This is a genomic window from Bacillus sp. SRL337, from assembly GCF_984799155.1.
The window spans coordinates 2,801,587-2,821,849 of record NZ_OZ481793.1 but is presented as its reverse complement, the minus strand read 5'-3'; the positions used below and the strand labels follow the sequence as shown (position 1 = coordinate 2,821,849).

The 20,263-nt window shown below is 42.9% G+C and carries 20 protein-coding genes, 2 pseudogenes, 1 riboswitch and 2 other annotated features (1 of these 25 cut by a window edge); of the genes and pseudogenes, 16 read left to right on the top strand and 6 right to left on the bottom strand.

Annotated features, from left to right (window positions below):
- The first annotated feature begins 91 nt into the window (after positions 1 to 91).
- Positions 92 to 535 (top strand): hypothetical protein, encoded by a 444-nt coding sequence (locus tag AC4E8A_RS14395; protein WP_490193828.1) that lies wholly within the window; start codon positions 92 to 94, stop codon positions 533 to 535.
- A gap of 344 nt (positions 536 to 879) precedes the next feature.
- On the opposite strand, the gene AC4E8A_RS14390 is transcribed toward AC4E8A_RS14395, so the two are convergent.
- A complete protein-coding gene (locus AC4E8A_RS14390) occupies positions 880 to 1,125 on the bottom strand; it encodes a DUF2164 domain-containing protein (RefSeq protein ID WP_490193827.1) in 246 nt (81 codons plus the stop codon).
- 63 nt (positions 1,126 to 1,188) lie between these two features.
- Positions 1,189 to 1,659: an NUDIX domain-containing protein gene (locus AC4E8A_RS14385; protein WP_490193826.1), complete on the bottom strand. Its 471-nt coding sequence runs from the start codon at positions 1,657 to 1,659 to the stop codon at positions 1,189 to 1,191.
- Positions 1,660 to 1,762: 103 nt separating this feature from the next.
- On the opposite strand from AC4E8A_RS14385, the gene AC4E8A_RS14380 reads away from it, so the two are divergent.
- From AC4E8A_RS14380 to AC4E8A_RS14315, 14 genes and pseudogenes are all read left to right on the top strand, one after another.
- Positions 1,763 to 2,170 carry an NUDIX hydrolase gene (locus tag AC4E8A_RS14380; protein WP_490193825.1) on the top strand — a complete coding sequence of 136 codons (408 nt, stop codon included), beginning with the start codon at positions 1,763 to 1,765 and terminating at the stop codon, positions 2,168 to 2,170.
- A 70-nt stretch (positions 2,171 to 2,240) separates the two neighbouring features.
- Positions 2,241 to 2,792, top strand: coding sequence for a DinB family protein (locus AC4E8A_RS14375; protein WP_490193824.1), 552 nt, complete (start codon positions 2,241 to 2,243; stop codon positions 2,790 to 2,792).
- A gap of 331 nt (positions 2,793 to 3,123) precedes the next feature.
- On the top strand, positions 3,124 to 4,707 hold the full coding sequence (gene abc-f / locus AC4E8A_RS14370; protein ID WP_490193823.1) for a ribosomal protection-like ABC-F family protein: 1,584 nt from the start codon (positions 3,124 to 3,126) through the stop codon (positions 4,705 to 4,707).
- Positions 4,704 to 4,838, top strand: a pseudogene (locus tag AC4E8A_RS14365) (hypothetical protein); the annotation flags it as partial. The gene abc-f and the pseudogene AC4E8A_RS14365, both read left to right, overlap by 4 nt.
- A 152-nt stretch (positions 4,839 to 4,990) precedes the next feature.
- A complete protein-coding gene (sda, locus tag AC4E8A_RS14360) occupies positions 4,991 to 5,140 on the top strand; it encodes a sporulation histidine kinase inhibitor Sda (protein WP_490193822.1) in 150 nt (49 codons plus the stop codon).
- A gap of 109 nt (positions 5,141 to 5,249) precedes the next feature.
- Positions 5,250 to 5,879, top strand: coding sequence for a flavodoxin family protein (locus tag AC4E8A_RS14355; RefSeq protein WP_490193821.1), 630 nt, complete (start codon positions 5,250 to 5,252; stop codon positions 5,877 to 5,879).
- Positions 5,880 to 6,455: 576 nt separating this feature from the next.
- A complete protein-coding gene (locus AC4E8A_RS14350; RefSeq protein WP_490193820.1) occupies positions 6,456 to 6,881 on the top strand; it encodes a GNAT family N-acetyltransferase in 426 nt (141 codons plus the stop codon).
- 230 nt (positions 6,882 to 7,111) lie between these two features.
- Positions 7,112 to 7,966 (top strand): dimethylarginine dimethylaminohydrolase family protein, encoded by an 855-nt coding sequence (locus AC4E8A_RS14345; protein WP_490193819.1) that lies wholly within the window; start codon positions 7,112 to 7,114, stop codon positions 7,964 to 7,966.
- 72 nt (positions 7,967 to 8,038) lie between these two features.
- A riboswitch (PreQ1 riboswitch) is annotated at positions 8,039 to 8,083 on the top strand.
- 126 nt (positions 8,084 to 8,209) lie between these two features.
- Positions 8,210 to 8,872: a 7-cyano-7-deazaguanine synthase QueC gene (queC, locus tag AC4E8A_RS14340; RefSeq protein ID WP_490193818.1), complete on the top strand. Its 663-nt coding sequence runs from the start codon at positions 8,210 to 8,212 to the stop codon at positions 8,870 to 8,872.
- Positions 8,869 to 9,303 carry a 6-carboxytetrahydropterin synthase QueD gene (queD, locus tag AC4E8A_RS14335; protein WP_490193817.1) on the top strand — a complete coding sequence of 145 codons (435 nt, stop codon included), beginning with the start codon at positions 8,869 to 8,871 and terminating at the stop codon, positions 9,301 to 9,303. Before queC ends, queD begins: the two co-directional genes overlap by 4 nt.
- Entirely contained in the window at positions 9,300 to 10,019 is a 720-nt protein-coding gene (gene queE / locus AC4E8A_RS14330) for a 7-carboxy-7-deazaguanine synthase QueE (RefSeq protein WP_490193816.1), read from the top strand. The genes queD and queE overlap by 4 nt, the downstream gene beginning before the upstream one ends.
- Before the next feature lie 254 nt (positions 10,020 to 10,273).
- Entirely contained in the window at positions 10,274 to 10,540 is a 267-nt protein-coding gene (locus AC4E8A_RS14325) for a hypothetical protein (protein WP_490193815.1), read from the top strand.
- Positions 10,541 to 10,561: 21 nt separating this feature from the next.
- Positions 10,562 to 11,806, top strand: coding sequence for a DHH family phosphoesterase (locus AC4E8A_RS14320; RefSeq protein WP_490193814.1), 1,245 nt, complete (start codon positions 10,562 to 10,564; stop codon positions 11,804 to 11,806).
- 462 nt (positions 11,807 to 12,268) lie between these two features.
- Positions 12,269 to 13,678: pseudogene (locus AC4E8A_RS14315) on the top strand (IS1182 family transposase).
- Positions 13,679 to 13,836: 158 nt separating this feature from the next.
- On the opposite strand, the gene AC4E8A_RS14310 reads toward AC4E8A_RS14315, so the two are convergent.
- The 4 genes from AC4E8A_RS14310 to AC4E8A_RS14295 all read right to left on the bottom strand — a co-directional run bounded on the left by AC4E8A_RS14310 (position 13,837) and on the right by AC4E8A_RS14295 (position 17,443).
- On the bottom strand, positions 13,837 to 14,562 hold the full coding sequence (locus tag AC4E8A_RS14310; protein WP_490193813.1) for a 5-oxoprolinase subunit PxpA: 726 nt from the start codon (positions 14,560 to 14,562) through the stop codon (positions 13,837 to 13,839).
- A 51-nt stretch (positions 14,563 to 14,613) separates the two neighbouring features.
- Positions 14,614 to 15,576 (bottom strand): 5-oxoprolinase subunit C family protein, encoded by a 963-nt coding sequence (locus tag AC4E8A_RS14305; protein WP_490193812.1) that lies wholly within the window; start codon positions 15,574 to 15,576, stop codon positions 14,614 to 14,616.
- Positions 15,577 to 16,281: a 5-oxoprolinase subunit PxpB gene (pxpB, locus tag AC4E8A_RS14300; RefSeq protein WP_490193811.1), complete on the bottom strand. Its 705-nt coding sequence runs from the start codon at positions 16,279 to 16,281 to the stop codon at positions 15,577 to 15,579.
- 100 nt (positions 16,282 to 16,381) lie between these two features.
- Positions 16,382 to 17,443 carry a hypothetical protein gene (locus AC4E8A_RS14295; RefSeq protein WP_490193810.1) on the bottom strand — a complete coding sequence of 354 codons (1,062 nt, stop codon included), beginning with the start codon at positions 17,441 to 17,443 and terminating at the stop codon, positions 16,382 to 16,384.
- Between the two features lie 174 nt (positions 17,444 to 17,617).
- Between AC4E8A_RS14295 and AC4E8A_RS14290 the strand changes: the two genes are divergently transcribed.
- The gene (locus AC4E8A_RS14290; RefSeq protein WP_490193809.1) at positions 17,618 to 19,489 is read left to right on the top strand and encodes a terpene cyclase/mutase family protein; all 1,872 of its coding nucleotides are present in this window, start codon (positions 17,618 to 17,620) and stop codon (positions 19,487 to 19,489) included.
- Between the two features lie 252 nt (positions 19,490 to 19,741).
- Positions 19,742 to 19,998 (top strand) — a binding site (T-box leader).
- A gap of 43 nt (positions 19,999 to 20,041) precedes the next feature.
- Positions 20,042 to 20,263 (top strand) — a binding site (T-box leader); it runs 32 nt beyond the window's last position.

Below are 20,263 nucleotides of genomic sequence, written 5' to 3'. Positions count from 1 at the left end.
CATTATGAACCCGATAGAAGTTTCAATTTTCCTGTCCGCTGCCATTATAGTATTATAAATGAGGACAGAAATAGAAGCGGGGGACACAATAGTGAAGAAATTTTATGCGGCAGCACTCTTGATGGTTTTCTTGAGCATAATGGCAGGCTGCGGAAATAAGAAGATTGAGATGATTGAGAGCTCCAGTGTTTCTTTATCAGAAGACGGTAAGCAGTTGGAAATCCATATCACATTGGATGATGAAAAGATGGAAGAACCGGAAACCTCCTTCCAGGTCAGGCTTTTCACCAGGAATGGAAAACTCATCCAGGCATTGGGGACAGACCTAATTGTATTAAATGAAGAATATATCAGTCATAAAGAAGGGGAAGAGTCGAAAATCATTGAAATTGATGAGTCCATGGCGCTTGCAAAACCTATTTCAGAAGATGAATTGAGAAAAATCATTGAAGATGAGGAAGAAGATGCTCTGGAAATCGATGTACTTAATGAGAAAAAAGTATTTGCCTCAGAAGAGATTCGTACAGTTGAATAGGAAATACCCCTCACGAGGAACGAGGGCACTTATTTGGACTTTTTCAGTGCCCTCTTCACAAGGGAGGGATTTCTTAATTGCAGGAAAAGCTATAGTGCTAACCGCAGCTTAGTCATGCTAGGTTATATATTTCTGAGTTCATATCTTTGATAAGCTTTATAAAGGAAGCTTGGAAGCTCTTTAGCACGTTCATGTTCTAGAAAGCTTCTTCTTAGAAGAATGGCAGACCTTTTTCTCTTTTCGATGTCCGATCGAAAGGGTATAACGATGGTTTCGCCGAATCAAACAGTATCTTCATGTCCTTTGGATGCCTTCCCCGTTTGAAGTTTCCAAAACGTTTTATTTTATTCCACAGGCCTTTTCAACGCGTACAAGTCATCTTCCATCTGCAGCATTTTATCCATCAAAACTTCCTTGGAGTCCATAATGCCTTTGTTATAAAAGTAAGGACCCAACTCCTTCATGAAAAATTCAAAAAGGTTTTCGGCTCCGATCATGCCGAGTTCTTCTCCGTGCTGTTCATAATGGAAGGTTTGGATTCGGCTTATGATTTCTTCACGTTCCTCTTTTGCCATTTTCATTACCAACATTTCTACACATCCTTCTTGCATTTTTCTTACATACTACCATATAAAGTGCAGGTACGTTCAAACTCAATCTTTCATGAGTTTGCATTCTTCAATTAAATCCATTTCGTAATGTCCCAAGGCGTATTCTTTTATTTGTTTTTGTATTTTCGGATAGAGCAGGATTGATTCCAGCTCTGTGAGGTGAACCCATTCCACACCCGTCTGATTCACATCAGGTGCATCTGGCATGGAAGGCTTGCTGCTGCCGATTATAGAGCAGTCGAAGAATAAGCTGAGGGTCGGTGTAAGTCCATATAACTCCTCATTTTGATGCGGCGTATATTCATAAATAAAAGCGAGGTTATTAACCTCTGCTTCAACGCCGGCTTCCTCCCGTGCCTCTCTCATTGCAGCTTCTGAAGTCGATTCGCCTTGTTCAACTCCACCGCCTGGAAGATTGTAGTGAACACCGTTTTCATCCTTGAACTTGACAAGAAGAACTCTTTGATTTTTCATAATCAATGCTCCTGCCCTGACCCTGATTGGATAACCCAATCGATCACACCCTTTCTATTATGGAAAAACCATTTTACCAGATTTATACTTTAGTTGAAATGAGATAAGATAGATACATAAGAAAAAGTAAAGGGTGGTCCGGTTGATAGCACAAGGAATTATCATCAGAGATAATAAGATGTTAATGGTAAAGCAGTTCGTTCAAAGAGGAGACATCGTGTGGAACTTTCCAGGTGGGGGGATTGAAGAAGGGGAAACTCCCGAGCAGGCGATGATCAGGGAAGTGCATGAAGAGACAGGATACTGGACCGAAGCCATTGAAGAGTTGCACGTGTCTTCGGGTAAATACTCCTTCCTTGCAAAAATCATCTCAGGAGATTTGCACCTGGATACAACCCTCCCTGAAAATGAAGATTTACTGGACGTCGCATGGATACCTATTGACGAATTAGCGAAATTTGATGACTATACCCTGCCTGTCAGGGAGCTGGCCGTAAACCGAATCCGTGTACAATCTGAAGAGACCGCAGTTTATATTACCGATATATGAGATAGTTAGTTTAATTAGTATGATAGTATTAGTCAGTAAACAAGCAAGGAGTTAAAAGGGGGCTGGAATTATGGAAATCAATGATAATATGTTTTTAATCAAGGAAAAAGAAGGTTTAAAAAAAGACTTCTCTATCTTAATTTCAATGATGAACTATGCAAGGTTCACGACTCTGGCTGATTTAAAGGATGTATCACAGGATGAGGTGGATTACCGTCATGACGATGAGTTCAACTCAATCGCCATGCTGCTTGCCCATTTGGCTGCCGTCGAAAAAGTTTATCAAAAAATCACGTTTGAGGAACTTGATGAGGAAGGAGTTAATGATTATGCAGATACCCTTGAGCCTGCCTTGGGATTGGGGGAAGAGGCGGAAGTCATTAAAGGTAAGCCCCTGCAGCACTATCTGGATGAACTGCAGGCGGTCAGAAAGATCACAGAAGAAACATTTGCCTCACTTGATGAAAGCTGGCTTTACCGTGAGACGGATTTTTGGTACAGCAAAAAAGGAAACAACTTTTTTAAATGGTTTCATGTGTTTGAAGACGAAATCAATCACAGAGGACAGATCAGGCTGATCAGGAAGCTGTTCGCCAAGGAAAAAAGACTCAGCAGAGGATAAGAATTTCTAGTACTAGTTGCAACTTACAATGTTTTTCAATATACTGAAAATAGTTAAAATAGAAAGGACTGAATTTTTGAGCAATGAAGTAATTACCTATCCCACTCAAACGAGAAATGAACAAAAGTATATTTGCGAAAATAAACTCGTTCCGGATAGGATAAGTATGTCCATTGTCAATAAAGGACACTTTGCTCAAAAAAGTATATTTCAGCCTTCAAGAATTTTTCTTGTGGAAATTTCTTGATTATTTTCTGTACGTATAACTTTTTTGGATATTGAGCATAGAATATATACTAACCTTTCCGGAGCATTTCGGGGAGGTTTTTTAATGTTATTAATGAGAGCTAAAAATGTTCATTATACGATCGGCGAAAAAATGTTTTTTGATGAAAAAGAATTACGTATCTATCAGGGGGATAAAAGCGGCTTGATAGGCAAGAACGGCGAGGGGAAATCGCTTCTCCTTAAGTACCTCCAGGGTTTGGCGGATTCGCTTCCTGAAGTGGATTGGTATTGCAGCAGCGGCTATTTTGAACAGCTTGGCCAATCTGCCGGCGATATCTATTTAAGCGGAGGAGAGATGACGATCAAAAAGCTGGATGCCCTATTTTCCGCAAATCACCAATTGATGCTGTTGGATGAGCCGTCAAACAATCTCGATTGGGAAAGAATCGAAGAGCTTCAACATCAACTGCAGTCTTTTAATGGCAGCTTTATCCTGGCATCCCACGACAGGTCTCTTCTCAATTCTGTCTGCACGAAAATCTGGGAGATTGAGGACGGTAAACTGACAGAATACCAGGGAAACTACGATGATTTTCTGCAAGAAAAGGACCGGCAAAAGAAAGAACAAGAAGCGAAATATGAAATGTATATGAAAGAAAAAAAGCGGTTGATGGAAAGGTATGAACAAAAGAAGAAGCAAGCCCAAGGAATGGATAAACCTCCTTCACGGATGGGAAATTCCGAGTGGCAGCTGTATAAAGGGAAGGCCAAGGGAAAGAGGGCGAAAGTTGAACGTGTTTCAACCGTGATTAGGGAGCGGATTGATAGGATGGAGAAGGTGGAAAAACCATTCGAATGGGATTCCATAAAAATGGAGTATAAACTGCAGACGCCCATTCATAGAAGGACATTGCTTACCGCAAAAGAGATTGAAAAAGTGATCGATGGCAGGAAACTTTATCTGAGCCGCTATCTTAGATTGAAAACCGGTAGTAAGACTGCTTGCATCGGCCGAAATGGCTGTGGAAAAACGACATTGATCAGGCAGCTGCTGCATGAGTATCCCGAACAACTAGAGCTTGCTCAAAATGTAAAGGCAGGCTACTTTGAACAAACACTGGAAAATCTTCCTGAACACTCTACAATCCTCGAATATGTCACAGAAGGCAGCATATTGCCGCAGCATATCATCCGGATCATTCTGGCGCGGTTAAGATTTTATGGAGAGGATGTCCATAAGCCCATTCATGTCCTCAGCGGAGGGGAACGTGTGAAAACCTCCCTTGCTAAACTGCTGGTCGGCGACTACAATTTATTAATTCTTGATGAGCCGACAAATCATGTTGATCTTGATACACTGCAGGCGATTGAGGGACTTTTGCGCGATTATCCGGGAACCGTTCTCGTCATCTCCCATGATCGAACATTCGTTGAAAACGTGGCCGATAAACTTTGGAGATTTCAAAACGGGGTCATAACCATGTTCGATGGAGGTTTACAGCAGTTCGAGGAGTGCAGCAGACAGCCTCAGGGTGCTGATGACAATGAAGAAAAATTGTTGAAGCTTGAAACAAGGATGACTGAACTCATCAGCCGCTTGAGCATTCCCTCTCCTTCTGATGATATTGCTTTGCTTGAAGCCCGATATCAGGAAGTCCTTTGTCAACTGAAGGAGTTGAGGGGATGAACAGGATTGCTGTAGTGACAGACGCCAGCAGGTTGGGTGGACTGGGGGCACCCATCGTCTTTTTAGTTTCATCAGAAGCACAGTGGATTTCAGGACAGGTCATTCACTCGGACGGCGGTTTCTTACGATAACGATGAGTGCTGCAACAACCCGGGATTTCCCGTCTATGTTGCAGCATTTTAACTTTAGAACATTAACAAGTTATAAACTGAAAAAAAAGGGTAAAAATCCTGAAACAGCTTTTGTCAAGTTTGAATGTTCTTCTTTTCGTTAGGAGGAATTCATGAATCCCACAACCTTAAGGCATTTAAGCAATAAACAATTGATGACTGTATGGAGGCATGCCAAAAGACAAAATCTTTCAGAAGAATATATCAGGATGATCAGAAACGAAATGAAAAGAAGGGTTACCATTACCTATAAAAAGAGATGAAAATAGAAAGTGCGTTACTCCTTCAATTAAAGCTTTAAATCTCCCAAGCTAGTTTGACTCATGCTGTTAAAGGATAATAAATAAGAGAACTATTTCGGAGGAGGTATGTATGTTGAAAATAAAGGCTTTATTCCTGAATTGCAGTTTAAAGAAAAGTCCTGAAACGTCAAATACACAGGGGTTGATGGACAAAGTCATCGATATCATGCAGGATGAAGGTGTCGATACTGAAACAATCCGGATTGCAGACTATAATGTTGCACCAGGAATGACTCCGGACGAGGGAATCGGAGATGAATGGCCGGACATTTTTGAAAAAGTAAAGGAATCAGATATCCTGGTCATAGGCACACCGATTTGGCTTGGTGAGAAAAGCAGCATAGCCAAGCGTGTAATCGAACGGATCAACGGAGGTGCCAGCTTGACGAACGATAAAGGGCAGTACCTTTACTACAATAAAGTCGCAGGATCCATCGTTACTGGAAATGAAGACGGAGCCAAAAGCGCTGCCAGGGATATTATTTATGGTATGTCCCACCTTGGCTTCACCATTCCGCCGAATGTAGATTCTTATTGGGTTGGTGAAGCAGGTCCCGGCCCTTCTTTCCTCGAAGCTGATGGCTTTAAAAATGATTTTACCAAGCAGAACACCAAAATCATGGCCTATAACCTGATTCACTTTGCAAAAATGCTGAAAGACCATCCGATCCCGGCAGAAGGCAATGTCGTGAACTCCTAGAGTAGCACTGAGAGCGTCTCTCAGATTGTAGAACCCCACTCCAATGAGCTGGGGTTCTATTTTTTGTTCATACATTCTTAATGGATCCCCCAAAGCTGTCGCATCTTACTCTCCTTTCGAGAACTTGGTCGTGACAAAATGGTCTGCTGTGATCAACTGTTAGGTTAGTTTCTTCTTAAAATCCTCCATCAAAGGGAATGAGTGTAACATCCATCTAGCATGCTAATGGAGAAATGAAGTGAAATATGGCCGCAGCTCCTGCCGGATTATCGCGGTTTCAGCTTCAGCGGCCAGTGCCTGACAGATATCGGTCTCTCTCCTTCTGATTAGTCATCACCGACCGCTGTTGGTATACCGTGATTCTGATGTCATAGTCTAGAGCCCTCATACCTATGCAGAACGAAGCGAACGCTTCCTCTTATCATAATTTCTATGGAGCCAGCGGCGTCGGTATATCTCATGGTAACCCAACAAGCATTCCTAAAACAGTATGATTTTTCCGGTTGAAGGAATTAAATAGTATGACGAAGAATAGTAGTCAGGGAGTTCAGATTATGTCAAAAGGGAGTAATGAAAATGGAAATTAGCGAAGCGGTTACGGAACAGGATTGGGATCAGGTTTACGACCTGTTGATTCAGCTGCGGACTGAACTGTCCAAAGAGGAATATATTGGTTTTTTGAAAGATATGAAGAATGAAGGATACAGAGTATTCTGCCTCTATGAGAGGAAGGATTTGGTCTCACTTGCCGGCGTCATTATAAGGACCAACTTTTATGCTCAGCGCCATGTATTTGTATATGATCTTGTAACTGCCGAGTCGGCCCGCTCAAAGGGATATGGAAGAAAGCTCCTTGAATATGTAGAGGAATGGGGCAGACACCAAGGATGCGGAATGATTGGTCTGGATTCTGGCCTGCAAAGAAAGGATGCCCATCGCTTTTATGAAGAAGCAATGAAGTTCAAGAAGTCAAGCTTTGCTTTTAGAAAGGACCTCAACTAGGTCAAAAGCATCAATTTTAATCTATGCAGAAAAAGTCACCAACTAATATTCATTCAGGAATTTACATGTAACAAGTAGACTCGAGAATAAAAATACAGTATCTACTGCATGAAGTTAATCTTTATGCATCGAATGAAATGGGCTGGCTTTTCCCCCCTCTACTAAAGAGTTTAATATCCCTGCAGCAATGGGAATAATCTCATAAAAGGTAAAGAAGATGGAGGGTTAAAATGGCTACTACGATTCGAAAACAGCAAACAGAATATTGTGACAGTGAATATGACAGGTTGAAAAAAGTCATCGTTTGCCAGCCTCGTTACATGAAAATTGAAGAAGTCATTAATGAGACGCAAAAACATTTCCTTGAAAAAAATATAGATATTCAAACAGCAGTAAATCAGCATGAGAACTTTGTTAAAGCAATGCGGGACAGTGGTACGGAAGTCATCCAATTGACACCGGACCGGCAGCTTCCAGAACAGGTATTCACTAGAGACATCGGCTTTACGATTGGAGATACAGTGTATGTTTCTGAAATGGGCAGCACTATACGTGCAGGGGAAGTTGAGGTATTGACCAATTGGCTTGAAAGTAACGGCCGTAACTATCAAAAGCTCGATTGCAGCAGTATTGAAGGTGGAGATGTGATAGTTGATAAAGACAAGGTATTTGTCGGGATCAGCCATCGAACAGACCTGGAGACCATCAACCAACTGCAGGCGCATGCTGAAGGTTTTACAGTCATCCCTGTCCCGTTTCAGAAAAAGTACCTGCATCTTGACTGTGTTTTCAACATTCTTTCCCCGGATGAGGCACTCGTATTTTCACCGGCATTCAAGCGGAAAGAACTGAAGATGCTGCAATCTTACTATAATCTGATTGAAGTGAATGAACAGGAACAATTCACAATGGGAACGAATGTGTTATCCATCGGCAATAATAAAGTCCTCAGCCTGCCGCAAAATAAAGTAGTCAATCATTTACTGAAGAATAATGGTTATGAGGTCATTGAAGTCGACTTTTCTGAAATTATAAAATCAGGCGGGTCATTCCGGTGCTGTTCAATGCCTTTATTGCGAAATTAAAGCAATCGGCAGATGACAGGTGTCCTGCTCTATGGTAAAGTAGCATAATGAATAGAAGAATTCTGCATACAGGCAGGAGAGGTTCTAGCTTAACCCTCTATAAAAAACTAAGGAAACGGCATCTCCTTGGGTGCCGTTTTTTCTGTTTGTTTGTTTCGTATTTAAATACTTATAGAGAATCAGTATGAACTTCCTTCTTCTTGTATCTGGCAGGTATGCCTTAGGAGAGAGAGGAGATTTTATATGAAAAATGAGAAAGCACTTGTAGTATTCAGCGGGGGACAGGATAGCACCACCTGCTTGATTTGGGCAAAAAGAGAATTTAAAGAGGTGGAAGCTGTTACTTTCAATTACGGGCAGAGGCACCTGGAGGAACTGAAATGTGCGAAAGATATTTGTGAAGAATTCAATGTGCGTCATCACATACTGGATATGAGCCTTCTAAATCAACTTGCCCCGAGTGCCCTTACAAGAAATGAAGAGATCACAGAAAAAGAAGGGGAACTTCCGTCAACCTTTGTTCCGGGAAGAAATTTACTGTTTCTATCATTTGCAGGGGTGCTTGCCAGGAACCTCGGGGCGAAACATATCATTACGGGTGTATGTGAAACGGATTTCAGTGGATATCCGGATTGCAGGGATATGTTTGTCAAATCGTTCAATGTCACATTGAACCTGGCGCTTGATGAAGGCTACGTCGTCCATACCCCGCTGATGTGGATGAACAAAGAAGAAACATGGAAATGGGCGGATGAAATGGGGATGCTCCAATATGTCCGTGAACAGACACTTACCTGCTATAACGGTATTCGAGGTGATGGATGCGGCTCCTGTCCATCATGCAAATTGAGGAACAAAGGTCTCTCTGACTACTTATCTTCCAAAAAGCGAGGAGAAGAATCATGATTGGACAAATCTATCCTGTACCGGAGCACTCCTTTTCTTATGAACTGAATAAGGACTTCCAGTTTGCGGCTGCTCATTACATTCCATCAGAAGCTGCCGGTAAATGCCGGAAAGTCCACGGACATACCTATTTTGCCAATATTACAATCGGGGGAAACATGCTGGATGAATCTGGTTTTCTCATCAATTTCTCAACCATAAAAAAGCTTATCCATGACCGCTTTGATCACACAATGCTGAATGAAGATCCATTGTTTTTTGAGAATCAGGAGAAATTCCCGACTACAGAAGTCATGGCGGAGCTTATTTACAGTATCATTCAAACCCATTTGGATATGCAGGGCAATCAAGCAATGTGTTTACAGGTTTTTTTACGGGAAACACCGACAAGTTACTGTATCTTCCGTCCAAGAAAGGATCAGGCACAATGAGAAAAATACCCGTATTGGAAATCTTCGGCCCGACGATTCAAGGGGAGGGGATGGTGATTGGCCAGAAAACCATGTTCGTAAGAACGGCAGGCTGTGATTACTCATGCTCCTGGTGTGATTCCGCTTTTACGTGGGACGGATCTGCCAAAGACGATATCCGCCTGATGACTGCACGCGAAATCTGGGAAGAACTCAAAAACATCGGAGGCAATAGGTTCAACCATGTAACCATTTCCGGAGGCAATCCAGCGCTTATTGCAGCCATAGAAGATCTTCTCGTTCTTTTCAAAGACCAGGGTGTTCAGTCCGCACTGGAGACACAGGGGAGCAGGTGGCAGGACTGGTTTATGGACATCGATGAGCTGACGCTTTCGCCAAAGCCGCCAAGTTCAGGAATGAAGACAGATATCGAAAAACTGGATGTTATTTTAAATGAGCTGAGTGCCCATAGTGGCTACAGTTTAAAAGTAGTGATCTTTGATAACGACGATCTCGACTATGCAATACACCTGCATGAGAGATACCCTGGGGTCCCGTTCTTTCTTCAAGTGGGAAACCGCAATCTTTCCGATGGAAATGAAGGCAGCTTGGTCAGCGGGCTTATAGCGGAATATGAGAAGTTGATCGATGTTGTGACTCAAAGTGAAAGGCTCAATAATGTCAGAGTGCTGCCGCAGCTTCATACCTATGTGTGGGGGAATAAAAGGGGAGTTTAATTCATAGTTCTCTAGAGGGTCCTTGTGGGGTTAGTTTCAGTTTCGTATCATCATTAACGTCCTATCGGGGGGTTCTTGTGTATTTTCGGATTTGTGAAAATAATGCCCTATAGAGATATTTATGAGACCGTTAGAGGTGATTTGCTGCACGATGGGATACAGCCCAAAGCAGAGTCGGGAAGTATCTTGAACCAGGTCCTGGATCCGGCTAGGAAAAGAAACCGAGATTCTCCCCAGACGCCGGCTGCTGGAGCGTGATTGATAGTAAGCCAAAGCTGCCGGTTGTCATAGCCTATATTAACCAAGGAACAAAGTTATCGACCGTGCTGCATGTCTCTATCAGTCTGATTCACGTAAATCCAATTTATCAATTCACTCTGTTGGTTGAGAGCATGTATACCATGAATAAGCAGTCCGGTTTGTACACAATGAATGGCACGATTCGCTTTTTATTTAACACGCTCCACTTTTTGCTGTATATTAGCAGGGGAATGACAAAAAATAGAACAATGAATACATAGAGAAAGCCTAGGAGGCCAAATATGCAACGTTTTTTATTATCACATAATGACTTAGATGGTGTCGGATGCGGCATTATCGCAAAGATTGCCTGGGGAGAAGAAGCTGAAGTACGCTATAATTCCATTGGCGGCCTGAACTTTCAAGTGGCAAAATTTTTAAGGAAGCCCCATAAAGATACCAAGTTGATTATCACTGACCTCTCGGTAAATAAAGAGAACGAGAAAGCGATAGAGGATTATTATAAGAAAGATGGCCAAGTGGAGTTGATCGACCATCATCGCAGCGCAGAACATTTTAACGACTACGATTGGGCAGCTGTTACCGTGCAGTATGAAGACGGAAGGTTGGCTTCCGCCACATCCTTGTTGTATGAAGACCTACAGAAGAAAGGTGAAATTGAGCCGACACCGATACTGGATGAATTTGTTGAACTTGTGAGACAGTATGATACGTGGGAATGGGATGTGAACAATAACACAACGGCTAAAAGGTTGAATGATTTGTTTTTCTTGCTCACGTTGGAAGAATTTGAAGAAAAGATGCTCGATCGTCTCCAGAATCACAAAAAGTTTTTCTTTGATGAATTTGAACAGAAAATTCTCGAAATGGAAGAGGGCAAGATTGAGAGGTACATCTGGAGAAAAAGGCGGGAACTGACAAAATCATTCGTTGATGAGTATTGTGTCGGGATTGTCCATGCAGAATCCTATCACTCAGAATTGGGCAATGAACTCGGGAAAGACAATCCTTACCTTGATTATATAGCGATAATCAGTGTAGGCGGAAAACGGATCAGCCTGAGGACGATTCACGATGATGTTGATGTGTCGGAAATTGCAGGGAAGTTTGAGGGCGGCGGCCATGCCAAAGCTTCTGGCTGTAACCTGACACCAGAAGCTTTTAAGTTTTTTGTGACCGATGTCTACGATATAGAATCTATGCCGATCGACGCACCTAAGAACCGTTACAATTTAAAGGAATCGCCTAACGGTTCACTGTATAAGAACAGGCAAGATGATCAAATGTTTGTATATCCGGTTGATGGAGAAGGCTGGGTGGTCGAATACAACGGTGTCTCTGAAGGGAACTTCAAGACTTTCCAGGAAGCCGAAAATCATATAAAAAAAGAATTTTCGGGTGCGCTCTCAAGGGATGATGACTATACGGAGTTCTTAATGGAGAATGTGAAGAATAATAAAATCCTGCAGGCTGCTGCAGAAAAGCTCCCATTTAATATAACTCCTGATCAACAAGAGAAAAAGTGAAACAAAAAAGCTGGTCTTGAAATACGAGGGCACTGAAAAAGTCTAATAAAGTTCTAAAAGGCAGAATCGCTCACTTCAAAGAGCGATTCTGCCTTTTTCACTTCATGTTTTACGAAAAAATGTTGATTTCCGTTCCAGGTACGCGACTCCGCGGGGCGGCCGTTCAGCGACGTACAGATTGGAGGGCTCTCGTATGAGATAAAGGAAACACGACGAACATAGTGAGTCGATGCTGACTTATCGCAAGAAGAGAGACCGAAATCTGCTAGTCGCTGGCCGCTGGAGCCGGCTTCGCCTGCGGGGTTATGTTCCAGTGGGTACGTAACCTTGGTCTCACCTGTCCCCTAGTCCCGCAGGAGGTCGCGCACCTTCCACTCCAATCAACGTTGAGAAAAAAGAACACTACCCGCTATTTAAACCTTACTTTATAATAGAACTAACAATATAAGTGGGTGGTTTCCAGTGATTCAACAACAACAAACAATGATGTTCAGTAAGTATATGGACCTGTATGATATCGTCGTTCCTCATGACCATATGTTAAGGAAAATAAACGATTTAATCGACTTCTCCTTTATTTTTGATGAATTAAAGAATTAAAGGATAAATTTGTCATGATAATGGGCGAAATGCGATTGATCCTTTTCGCATGTTCAAATATTTGTTTTTGAAAACCATTCACGATGTATCAGATGTCGATATTGTTGAGCGGTCTAAATATGATATGTCTTTCAAGTATTTTTTATATATGGCCCCAGAAGAGGCCCTCATTGATTCAAGTTCTCTGATTAAGTTTCGTAAGCTGAGATTAAAGGACATGAACTTATTAGACATGCTTGTCAACAAGACGGTTGAGATTGCCATAGAGAAACAAATCATAATCCATTATTGTAGATGCCACCCATACCAAGTCACGCTATAATCAAATGAAACCAAAAGAAATTCTTGTGGAGCGATCGAAGAACCTTAGGAAATTGATTTATAAGATAAACGAAAATATGAAAGACAAATTCCCTTTGAAACCCACCAGTGATGTGCTGGAAGATGAAATCGCCTACTCACAAAAGCTGATTGGGGTGATAGAAAAGTAAGAAACCCTTTTAGAATAACCAAAAGTAAAGGAACAGCTTAATCTCCTGAAAGAAACGGTTGCCGACGGTATTGAGTGACTCCGGTCCATGAAAGATCCGGATGCCAAAGTGGGGCACAAAACAGCTGACTCCTCCTTCTTTGGCTACAAAACCCATCTTGCGATGAATGAAGAGCGTATAATTAGTGCCGCAACCATTACCACCGGAGAAAAAAGTGACGGAAAAGAACTCCAGACATTCATTGAAAAAAGTAAAAGTGCAGGCATGGAAGTTGAGGCGGTTATTGGGGATACGGCCTATTCGGAAAAAGATAACATTGAATATAGCAAGGGAAATGGGATTAAGTTGGTTTCAAAATTAAACCCTCTCATCACTCAGGCTGCTCGTAAGAAAGAGGACGAACTTGAGTTCAATAATAAGTAGGGTATGTCTGCAAGGCAGGACATATGGCTATACGAAAAGCTAGGAAAGAGAAGAAAAGAATAGACAAATGTAAAAAAATGTAAGATGCACTCTCTCAGAGTGGTGTTATAAGGAAGGAACGAAGAGTAAGATGTATTCCCTTTCCTTATAGTCAATCAGCATTCCTCACAGGCAAAATTCCAGGAAATAGAAATGCTTTAGAGAAAAGGCAAAAGAACGATACATAATTGAAGCAAAAAATAGTGAGTTAAAACACAGACACGGGTATAATGTGGCAGAATTTTCGTGTCTAATTGGCATGGAATTACAAGGTGCCATGGCAATATTTGCGGTAAACATTAAAAGAATTTTAAGTTAATGTGATAAATAGAGCAGCATATACGGTGACTTTCCAAGAATAAAGCCAACTCTTCTTCCTTTTATAGGAAGAAGAGTTGGCTTTATTAATTATAGTTATAGTTTAGAAACCGGCAGATTTTCAGTGCCCTCGAAATAAGGAGCCAGCTTTTCTTTGCTCTATATTAGGGCTTGAATGATTTTCTCAGCAAAGATCAAGGCTTTTTCGTTGTCCCCATGTAAACAAATCGTGTCGGGGACGATTTTAATTTCGGTTCCATCCACGCTGAGCACTTTATGTTCTTTTACCATGTTTACCACCTGTTTTAATGCTTGCCCCTCATCATGGATCACCGCTCCTTCTTGTGATCGCGGCGTTAGGGATCCATCACTTTGGTACGTTCTGTCTGCAAAGACTTCACTGGCAGTACTCAGTCCTGCTTCCCGGCCGGCCGTAATCAGTTCAGAATTAGCCAGCCCGAACAAGGTTAACCCGGAATCAAAATCAGCTGCCGCTTTGGCGATCGCCCTTGCAGTTTCTTTGTCTTTTGCAGCACGGTTGTAGAGGGCGCCATGGGGTTTGACATGGGATAACCGTCCTCCTTGCGATTGGACAATCGCACTCAAAGCACCGATTTGGTAAAGAACCAAAGAATAGACTTCCTCCGGGGGGATTTCAATAATCCGCCGGCCAAATCCTTGAAGATCAGGGTATCCAGGGTGAGCACCAATTTTCACGTTGTTTTTTATGGCCAGCTGGACAGTCTTCAGCATGATTTGCGGATCCCCCGCATGAAAACCGCAGGCGATATTAGCCGATGTTATGTGTTCCAGGATTTTTTCATCATTCCCTTTACTATAAGTTCCAAAGCTTTCTCCTAAATCGCAATTCAAATCAATTTGCATGGTGAATTTCCTCCTCTCGCAATTACTTTGTCATAGGGCCGGGGATTGTTGTCACTGATCCCTGGTTTTCAAGCGGATGGCCGCTTTCACCATTTTCATTTTTTCTTCAGTATCCCTTAGGGCTGTAAAAGCCTCTTCCAACGTTACCTCCTTGAAGGATATTGCTTCGCTGGGTTTCAATTGGGCAATGATGGGCAGGTCTGCTGTAATGATGTTTGCAATCTTGGGGTATCCGCCGGTAGGCTGGCTGTCTGCCATCAGAATGATTGGCTTGCCGCTGGATGGAACCTGGACTGTACCCTTGGCAATTCCTTCTGTTAAGAGTTCTTGAGGCTTTTCCAACCACAGGGCCGGTCCACTCAGTCGGTAGCCCATTCTGTCTGAGTCTGGCAAAATCCTGAAGCTCTCTGTCAAAAAAATGGATCTTGCTTCTTCTGTAAACCAGTCCCATTGACTGCTTTTTAAGACCCTTACTTCCTTTTTTTCCAGGTAAGAGAAAACAGTTTGAGATAAGGACCAATGATGCGTTTCCATCCCGTAATGACCTTCTGTGTTCAGGGCAGCTTTGTCTCCTGCTTTTAAGGCTCTGCCTTCATACCCCCCGATTTTGGCAAGTATATTGGTACTGCTGCTGCCCAACTGCTTGTTAATATGCAGGCCGCCTCTAAATGATACATAGGCACGCATGCCTGCAGCCGCCATTCCGAAGCGCAGGACGTCCCCTTGGTGGATCAATAAAGGTTTGTTATTTGGTACTGGTTCTTCATTTATGGAAGGGTTCAAATCTGCACCGCAAATGGCAATAATGGTATCGGCAGTGAAGTGAAGGACGGGCCCTTGGAGGGTCACCTCTACAGCCGTATCTCCTTCATGATTGCCGACTAAAAGATTGGCGGCGCGGAATGCCAGCTCGTCCATTGGCCCGCTGACCGGCATGCCAATATCCCGGTAACCGATCCTTCCACGGTCCTGGATGGTTGTCAGGAGGCCGCTTTTCACGACTATGAAACCCATTCAGCTTTCCTCCAATCGTTGAAATTCTATTTCTGTAATCGGAGAAAATCGTATATTGTCTCCTTGAGAAAGCAGCGATGGCCGGCTTGGATTATTCGGATCAAACAGCTTAAGAGGAGTTTGACCGATGATTTGCCAGCCCCCTGGCGAAGAGAGGGGATAAATGCCTGTTTGATTACCTGCAATTCCAACAGAGCCTGCGTCTATTCGGATACGGGGCTCTTTTTTGCGAGGTGCAGCTATAGAAGAATCCATCCCTCTAAGGAAAGGAAATCCGGGTGAAAATCCAAGGAACGCGACAGTGTAGATTCGTTCGCTGTGGATTTTGATCACTCTATCTTCACTTAAGTTGTTATGTTCAGCAACAAATGGCAGGTCCTGTCCTGCCTCTTTTCCGTATAGAACCGGAATCGTTAGCACCTTTTGACTGGCTGGTTCATGGTTTAACACCAACGCTTCTATTTCAGAAGCCACTATATCCTTTATCATGCTGAAGGGGGAAGGAGAATGAATTTTCAGAGGATTATAGTGGACAGTGACCGTTTTATATGCAGGCACTGCCTCGATGATGGCGTTGTATTTGCATTTGTATTTGGTCAGCGCATGAGTAAGGGAAGTTATGGTATGTAAGCATTTCTCTTCATCTTTTATCTGAAAGTCTATTAAAACAGCTGAATCACCCAGCGGATAAATGGTAAAATTCATGAAATCACATCCAATCATACAAACATTCTGAAATCTTGATTATATTTTAACATAAATAAGAAGACTGCCCAGTAAGAGGCAGTCTGTATAAAGGGTCATTTCACGTTTCCTCTTCCAGTCTTTTGAGAAGGGAAGCTTGAAACGAAGCAGGCTCATCCAATTTAATAAGCACCTGTGATACTGTTTTGGTGAAACCGTAGAGGAAATGAGCTGTCTGGGGCTCGTGTAGTTTAATCTCCAGCTGTGCTTTTTCTGGTATCAAGTCTGGAGCGATGGCCAAAAAGGTGACCTTTTCCTGGGTTCTAGTAAGTTTTTCTGGTCCTTGATAGTGGGAGATGGATGCTATGTTCGTCAGCGGGATGTTAATCCTGCTGGTCATTCCGATGCGGATGACCAACTCTTCTTCGGAAATTCTGATGGGATTAAGCCGGATTCCCTGTATTTGGGCCAGGAAAAACATCACTGTATATAAGTTAAGAAATAATAGAATCCAGGAGATGATTGGGCTCCACATATGCAGAAAGTAATGCAGCCCGATTGACTCGATGACGAGAGCGTGAATCAACATGATATAAAGGGCGATGGAGCTCCCTTTTTGATGGATGGTAAACGAGTCTGGAGTGATTCGCGTTTTCTTCTTCCAGGAAAACAAGCTGTAGTAAAACAGATTTACTTCAGTTAAATATATTCTTAAGAAAAGAGGAGCAGTCATATATTGCTGAACGGCGGTTTCCAGTCGATCAGGGAACAGGTCTTCTCCGTCAAGTTTACGGTTTATTGTATATTTCCACACCTTGGGAACGGCTTTGATGATATAGAAGGCAAGATATAACTCCAGCAGCAAAAATGCTCCCTCGGCAGCAATTAAAAAGTAGTTGAAAAAAGGAACCATGGCAAGATGTTCATTTGGAATGATCAGCCATGCTGTTCCGTAACCTGCGGCAATGACCAATGAAATTGCCTTTGCAGAGTGATTGCGGCGAATGATGAAAAAATAGGCCATCAGGGGAATGATGATCATAAAGTCAATAATGGAGCCGATAGCCATCCCTTTTGGGAAATCGTCAAGGTGGTAGACTGAGAAATTGGTGATTAGTACTAATGCTGTAAGAGAAAGAAACAATAACCATTTCTTTTTGGGTTTGACTTTAGCTTCAACCATAAAACAACCTCCCACGATTCTTCTTGTTTACTTCCATTATACAAATATAGGAAAGAAACAACTCGTTTAAATATGTATAATCCAAGAAATTCCTGCAGGGAAATGGAGCGGAATGACCTTGGATATCCTGAATATAGTAAGGTATGATACCCTTGCAAAAAAGGCGGTGTAAAGGTGGAAGCCTTGATTAATTCAGAGATATCGAGTCTAAAGCAGAGATTACTAGAGAGTCAATTTCCAGATGGCACCTGGCGTTACTGCTTTGAGAACACTTTAATGACAGATGCCTATATGATCGTGCTCATCAGGTCTCTGGGAATAAAGAAAGAAAGGATGGCAGAAGAGCTGTCTAATAGGCTTTTAGCTCAGCAGGAGGATGCAGGATTTTGGAAAATTCACAAAGACGAGGAAGGTGGGAATCTGTCCGCTACCGTTGAAGCGTATTTTGCTCTGCTGTGGAGCGGTGCGGTCAACGGGAACGACGGGAACATGGTGAAGGCAAAGGAGTATATCCTTTCCAAAGGCGGACTGGATAAGGTCCATTCCATGACAAAATTCATGCTCGCTGCTCACGGGCAATACCCTTGGAACCGGTTTTTTCCAGTTCCGGTTGAAATGATCCTGCTCCCATCTTATTTCCCGGTAAGCTTTATGGATTTCAGCGGGTATGCAAGAGTTCACCTTGCCCCGATGCTGCTCATGAAGAGTGAGAAATTCATTCGGAAAAGCCGTTCCGCTCCTGACTTGTCAGGTTTGTTGATAGAAAAAGGGGATTGTCTATTATTCCGGGAAGAGGAAAGGTCTTTCGTTGAGTCAGTAACAAAAGGAATAAAGGCGTTGGCATCAGGTTCATTTAACTTACATGCCACCGCCAAAAAAACGGCGTTGGATTACATGCTGGCAAGGCTGGAACCAGATGGCAGCCTATACAGTTATTTCAGCTCTAGCTTTTACATGGTATTTGCTCTCTTATCACAAGGCTATTCCAGAAAGCATCCATTGGTTGTCAATGCTGTCAAGGCAATGATTTCGTACCAATGTCAAGGGGCTGGATATCCTCATATCCAAAATTCTACATCGACCGTTTGGGATACAGCACTCATCAGCTATGCATTGCAGTTCTCGGGAGTGAGCAGCAGCCATCGGCAAATTTTGAAGGCTGAGCAGTACCTTTTTCATCGCCAGCATACCAAAAAAGGAGATTGGTCTGTGGAAGCCCCCCTGACAGCCCCTGGGGGATGGGGGTTTTCACACAGCAACACAATCAATCCAGATGTCGATGATACGACGGCCGCATTGAGGGCTTTAAAGGGAGCGGCTTCTGATGATTCAGATAAACGCAACTCATGGGACCGAGGGGTGAAATGGGCTCTTTCCATGCAGAATAAAGATGGCGGCTGGCCGGCATTTGAGAAGAATAAACAGAAGGAAATATTATCATGGGTGCCGATGGATGGAGCCGAAGATGCCGCCCTTGACAGATCCAGTGCTGATCTAACAGGAAGGACTCTTGAGTTTTTAGGTAAGGATGCTGGGTTGGGGCTTGAAAACACTCGAATAAAAAAGGGGGTGGAGTGGCTGATGAAAAACCAGGAAGGGAACGGCTCCTGGTATGGAAAGTGGGGAATCTGTTACATTTATGGTACGTGGGCGGCGCTGACTGGAATGAACGCCGTGGGTATTCCAGATGATAATGAAACAGTTTTCAAGGCGAAAAAGTGGCTCTGTACTATCCAGAACAGCGATGGAGGATGGGGTGAATCCTGCAGTAGTGACAAAGAGAGAAGGTACATTCCACTGAGATCCAGTACCCCTGCCCAAACGGCTTGGGCATTGGATGCTTTAATCTCAACCAGTGATTCTTCGACCAGCGAAATTGATCAGGGCGTGAAGGCTCTGCTTGGTATGTTGAACAAAGAAAATTGGAAAACGATGTATCCAACCGGAGCTGGCCTGCCGGGGACATTTTATATTTATTATCATAGTTATAACTATATTTGGCCGTTGATTACGCTGAGTAAATATAAAGCGAAATTTTTGAAGTGAACTCTGTTACAGGCAATCTCTTCAACGCCATTACCCAGTGGAATCGAATTTCTTGAAAGGCAGGTTCAAGTACATGACTCAGTGGTATGGAAACAGCCTACATGTACTTGTTCGGAGAGCCAGATGAAAGGGCTGTTCAGGCTTCCTCTTATTAAGTTCATCACGCCTCTGATTGATAAACAAAAAAATTCTGACAATAACCCATTGACTTCACCCCGTGCTTCGTATTAAGATAGACAATAATTAAAGAACGGAACGGCGTTGACGAAGAGGAGTAGCTTCCGATAATCACTTCAGAGAGCTAGTGGATGGTGCGAACTAGTGTGGATTATGGACGTGAATGGACTTCTGAGCCTTCAAACTGAAATTGCTTAACAAGTGAGAGTAGGATTTGACGAACGTCTCATCGATACAAGAGACACATATTCGAGAAGGAATGATCTCTGATATGGCTAAGCGGGCTGTTATACAGCCAATGAAGGTGGCACCACGGGTTTCCCGTCCTTATTTTTTAGGATGGGGGCCTTTTTTATTTCAGTTAAACTTCATGATTATAAATCTTTGAACAAGAGTAGTACGTATGGACAAAATCGTTACAGAAAGCCGGCGGTGATGAGAATCCGGCACGAGGGTCAATACCGAATGGACTTGTGAGAGGCGGCCTGAACATTGAGTAGGGAAGCCCGGGATTCCGCCGTTAAAAGGATAGGGTATCGGAATGGACAGCATTCCTGTACCTGAAAAAAGCGGGAGTTCTAATAAGAACTTCAATGC

Coding starts and splice junctions, on each gene's coding strand:
- AC4E8A_RS14355 (WP_490193821.1), top strand. CDS start 5,250: ATGTTGAAAATAAAGGCTTTATTCCTGAATTGCAGTTTAAAGAAAAGT.
- AC4E8A_RS14345 (WP_490193819.1), top strand. CDS start 7,112: ATGGCTACTACGATTCGAAAACAGCAAACAGAATATTGTGACAGTGAA.
- queC (WP_490193818.1), top strand. CDS start 8,210: ATGAAAAATGAGAAAGCACTTGTAGTATTCAGCGGGGGACAGGATAGC.
- queE (WP_490193816.1), top strand. CDS start 9,300: ATGAGAAAAATACCCGTATTGGAAATCTTCGGCCCGACGATTCAAGGG.
- queD (WP_490193817.1), top strand. CDS start 8,869: ATGATTGGACAAATCTATCCTGTACCGGAGCACTCCTTTTCTTATGAA.
- sda (WP_490193822.1), top strand. CDS start 4,991: ATGAATCCCACAACCTTAAGGCATTTAAGCAATAAACAATTGATGACT.
- AC4E8A_RS14320 (WP_490193814.1), top strand. CDS start 10,562: ATGCAACGTTTTTTATTATCACATAATGACTTAGATGGTGTCGGATGC.
- AC4E8A_RS14390 (WP_490193827.1), bottom strand. CDS start 1,125: ATGTTGGTAATGAAAATGGCAAAAGAGGAACGTGAAGAAATCATAAGC.
- abc-f (WP_490193823.1), top strand. CDS start 3,124: ATGTTATTAATGAGAGCTAAAAATGTTCATTATACGATCGGCGAAAAA.
- AC4E8A_RS14295 (WP_490193810.1), bottom strand. CDS start 17,443: ATGGTTGAAGCTAAAGTCAAACCCAAAAAGAAATGGTTATTGTTTCTT.
- pxpB (WP_490193811.1), bottom strand. CDS start 16,281: ATGAATTTTACCATTTATCCGCTGGGTGATTCAGCTGTTTTAATAGAC.
- AC4E8A_RS14375 (WP_490193824.1), top strand. CDS start 2,241: ATGGAAATCAATGATAATATGTTTTTAATCAAGGAAAAAGAAGGTTTA.
- AC4E8A_RS14310 (WP_490193813.1), bottom strand. CDS start 14,562: ATGCAAATTGATTTGAATTGCGATTTAGGAGAAAGCTTTGGAACTTAT.
- AC4E8A_RS14350 (WP_490193820.1), top strand. CDS start 6,456: ATGGAAATTAGCGAAGCGGTTACGGAACAGGATTGGGATCAGGTTTAC.
- AC4E8A_RS14305 (WP_490193812.1), bottom strand. CDS start 15,576: ATGGGTTTCATAGTCGTGAAAAGCGGCCTCCTGACAACCATCCAGGAC.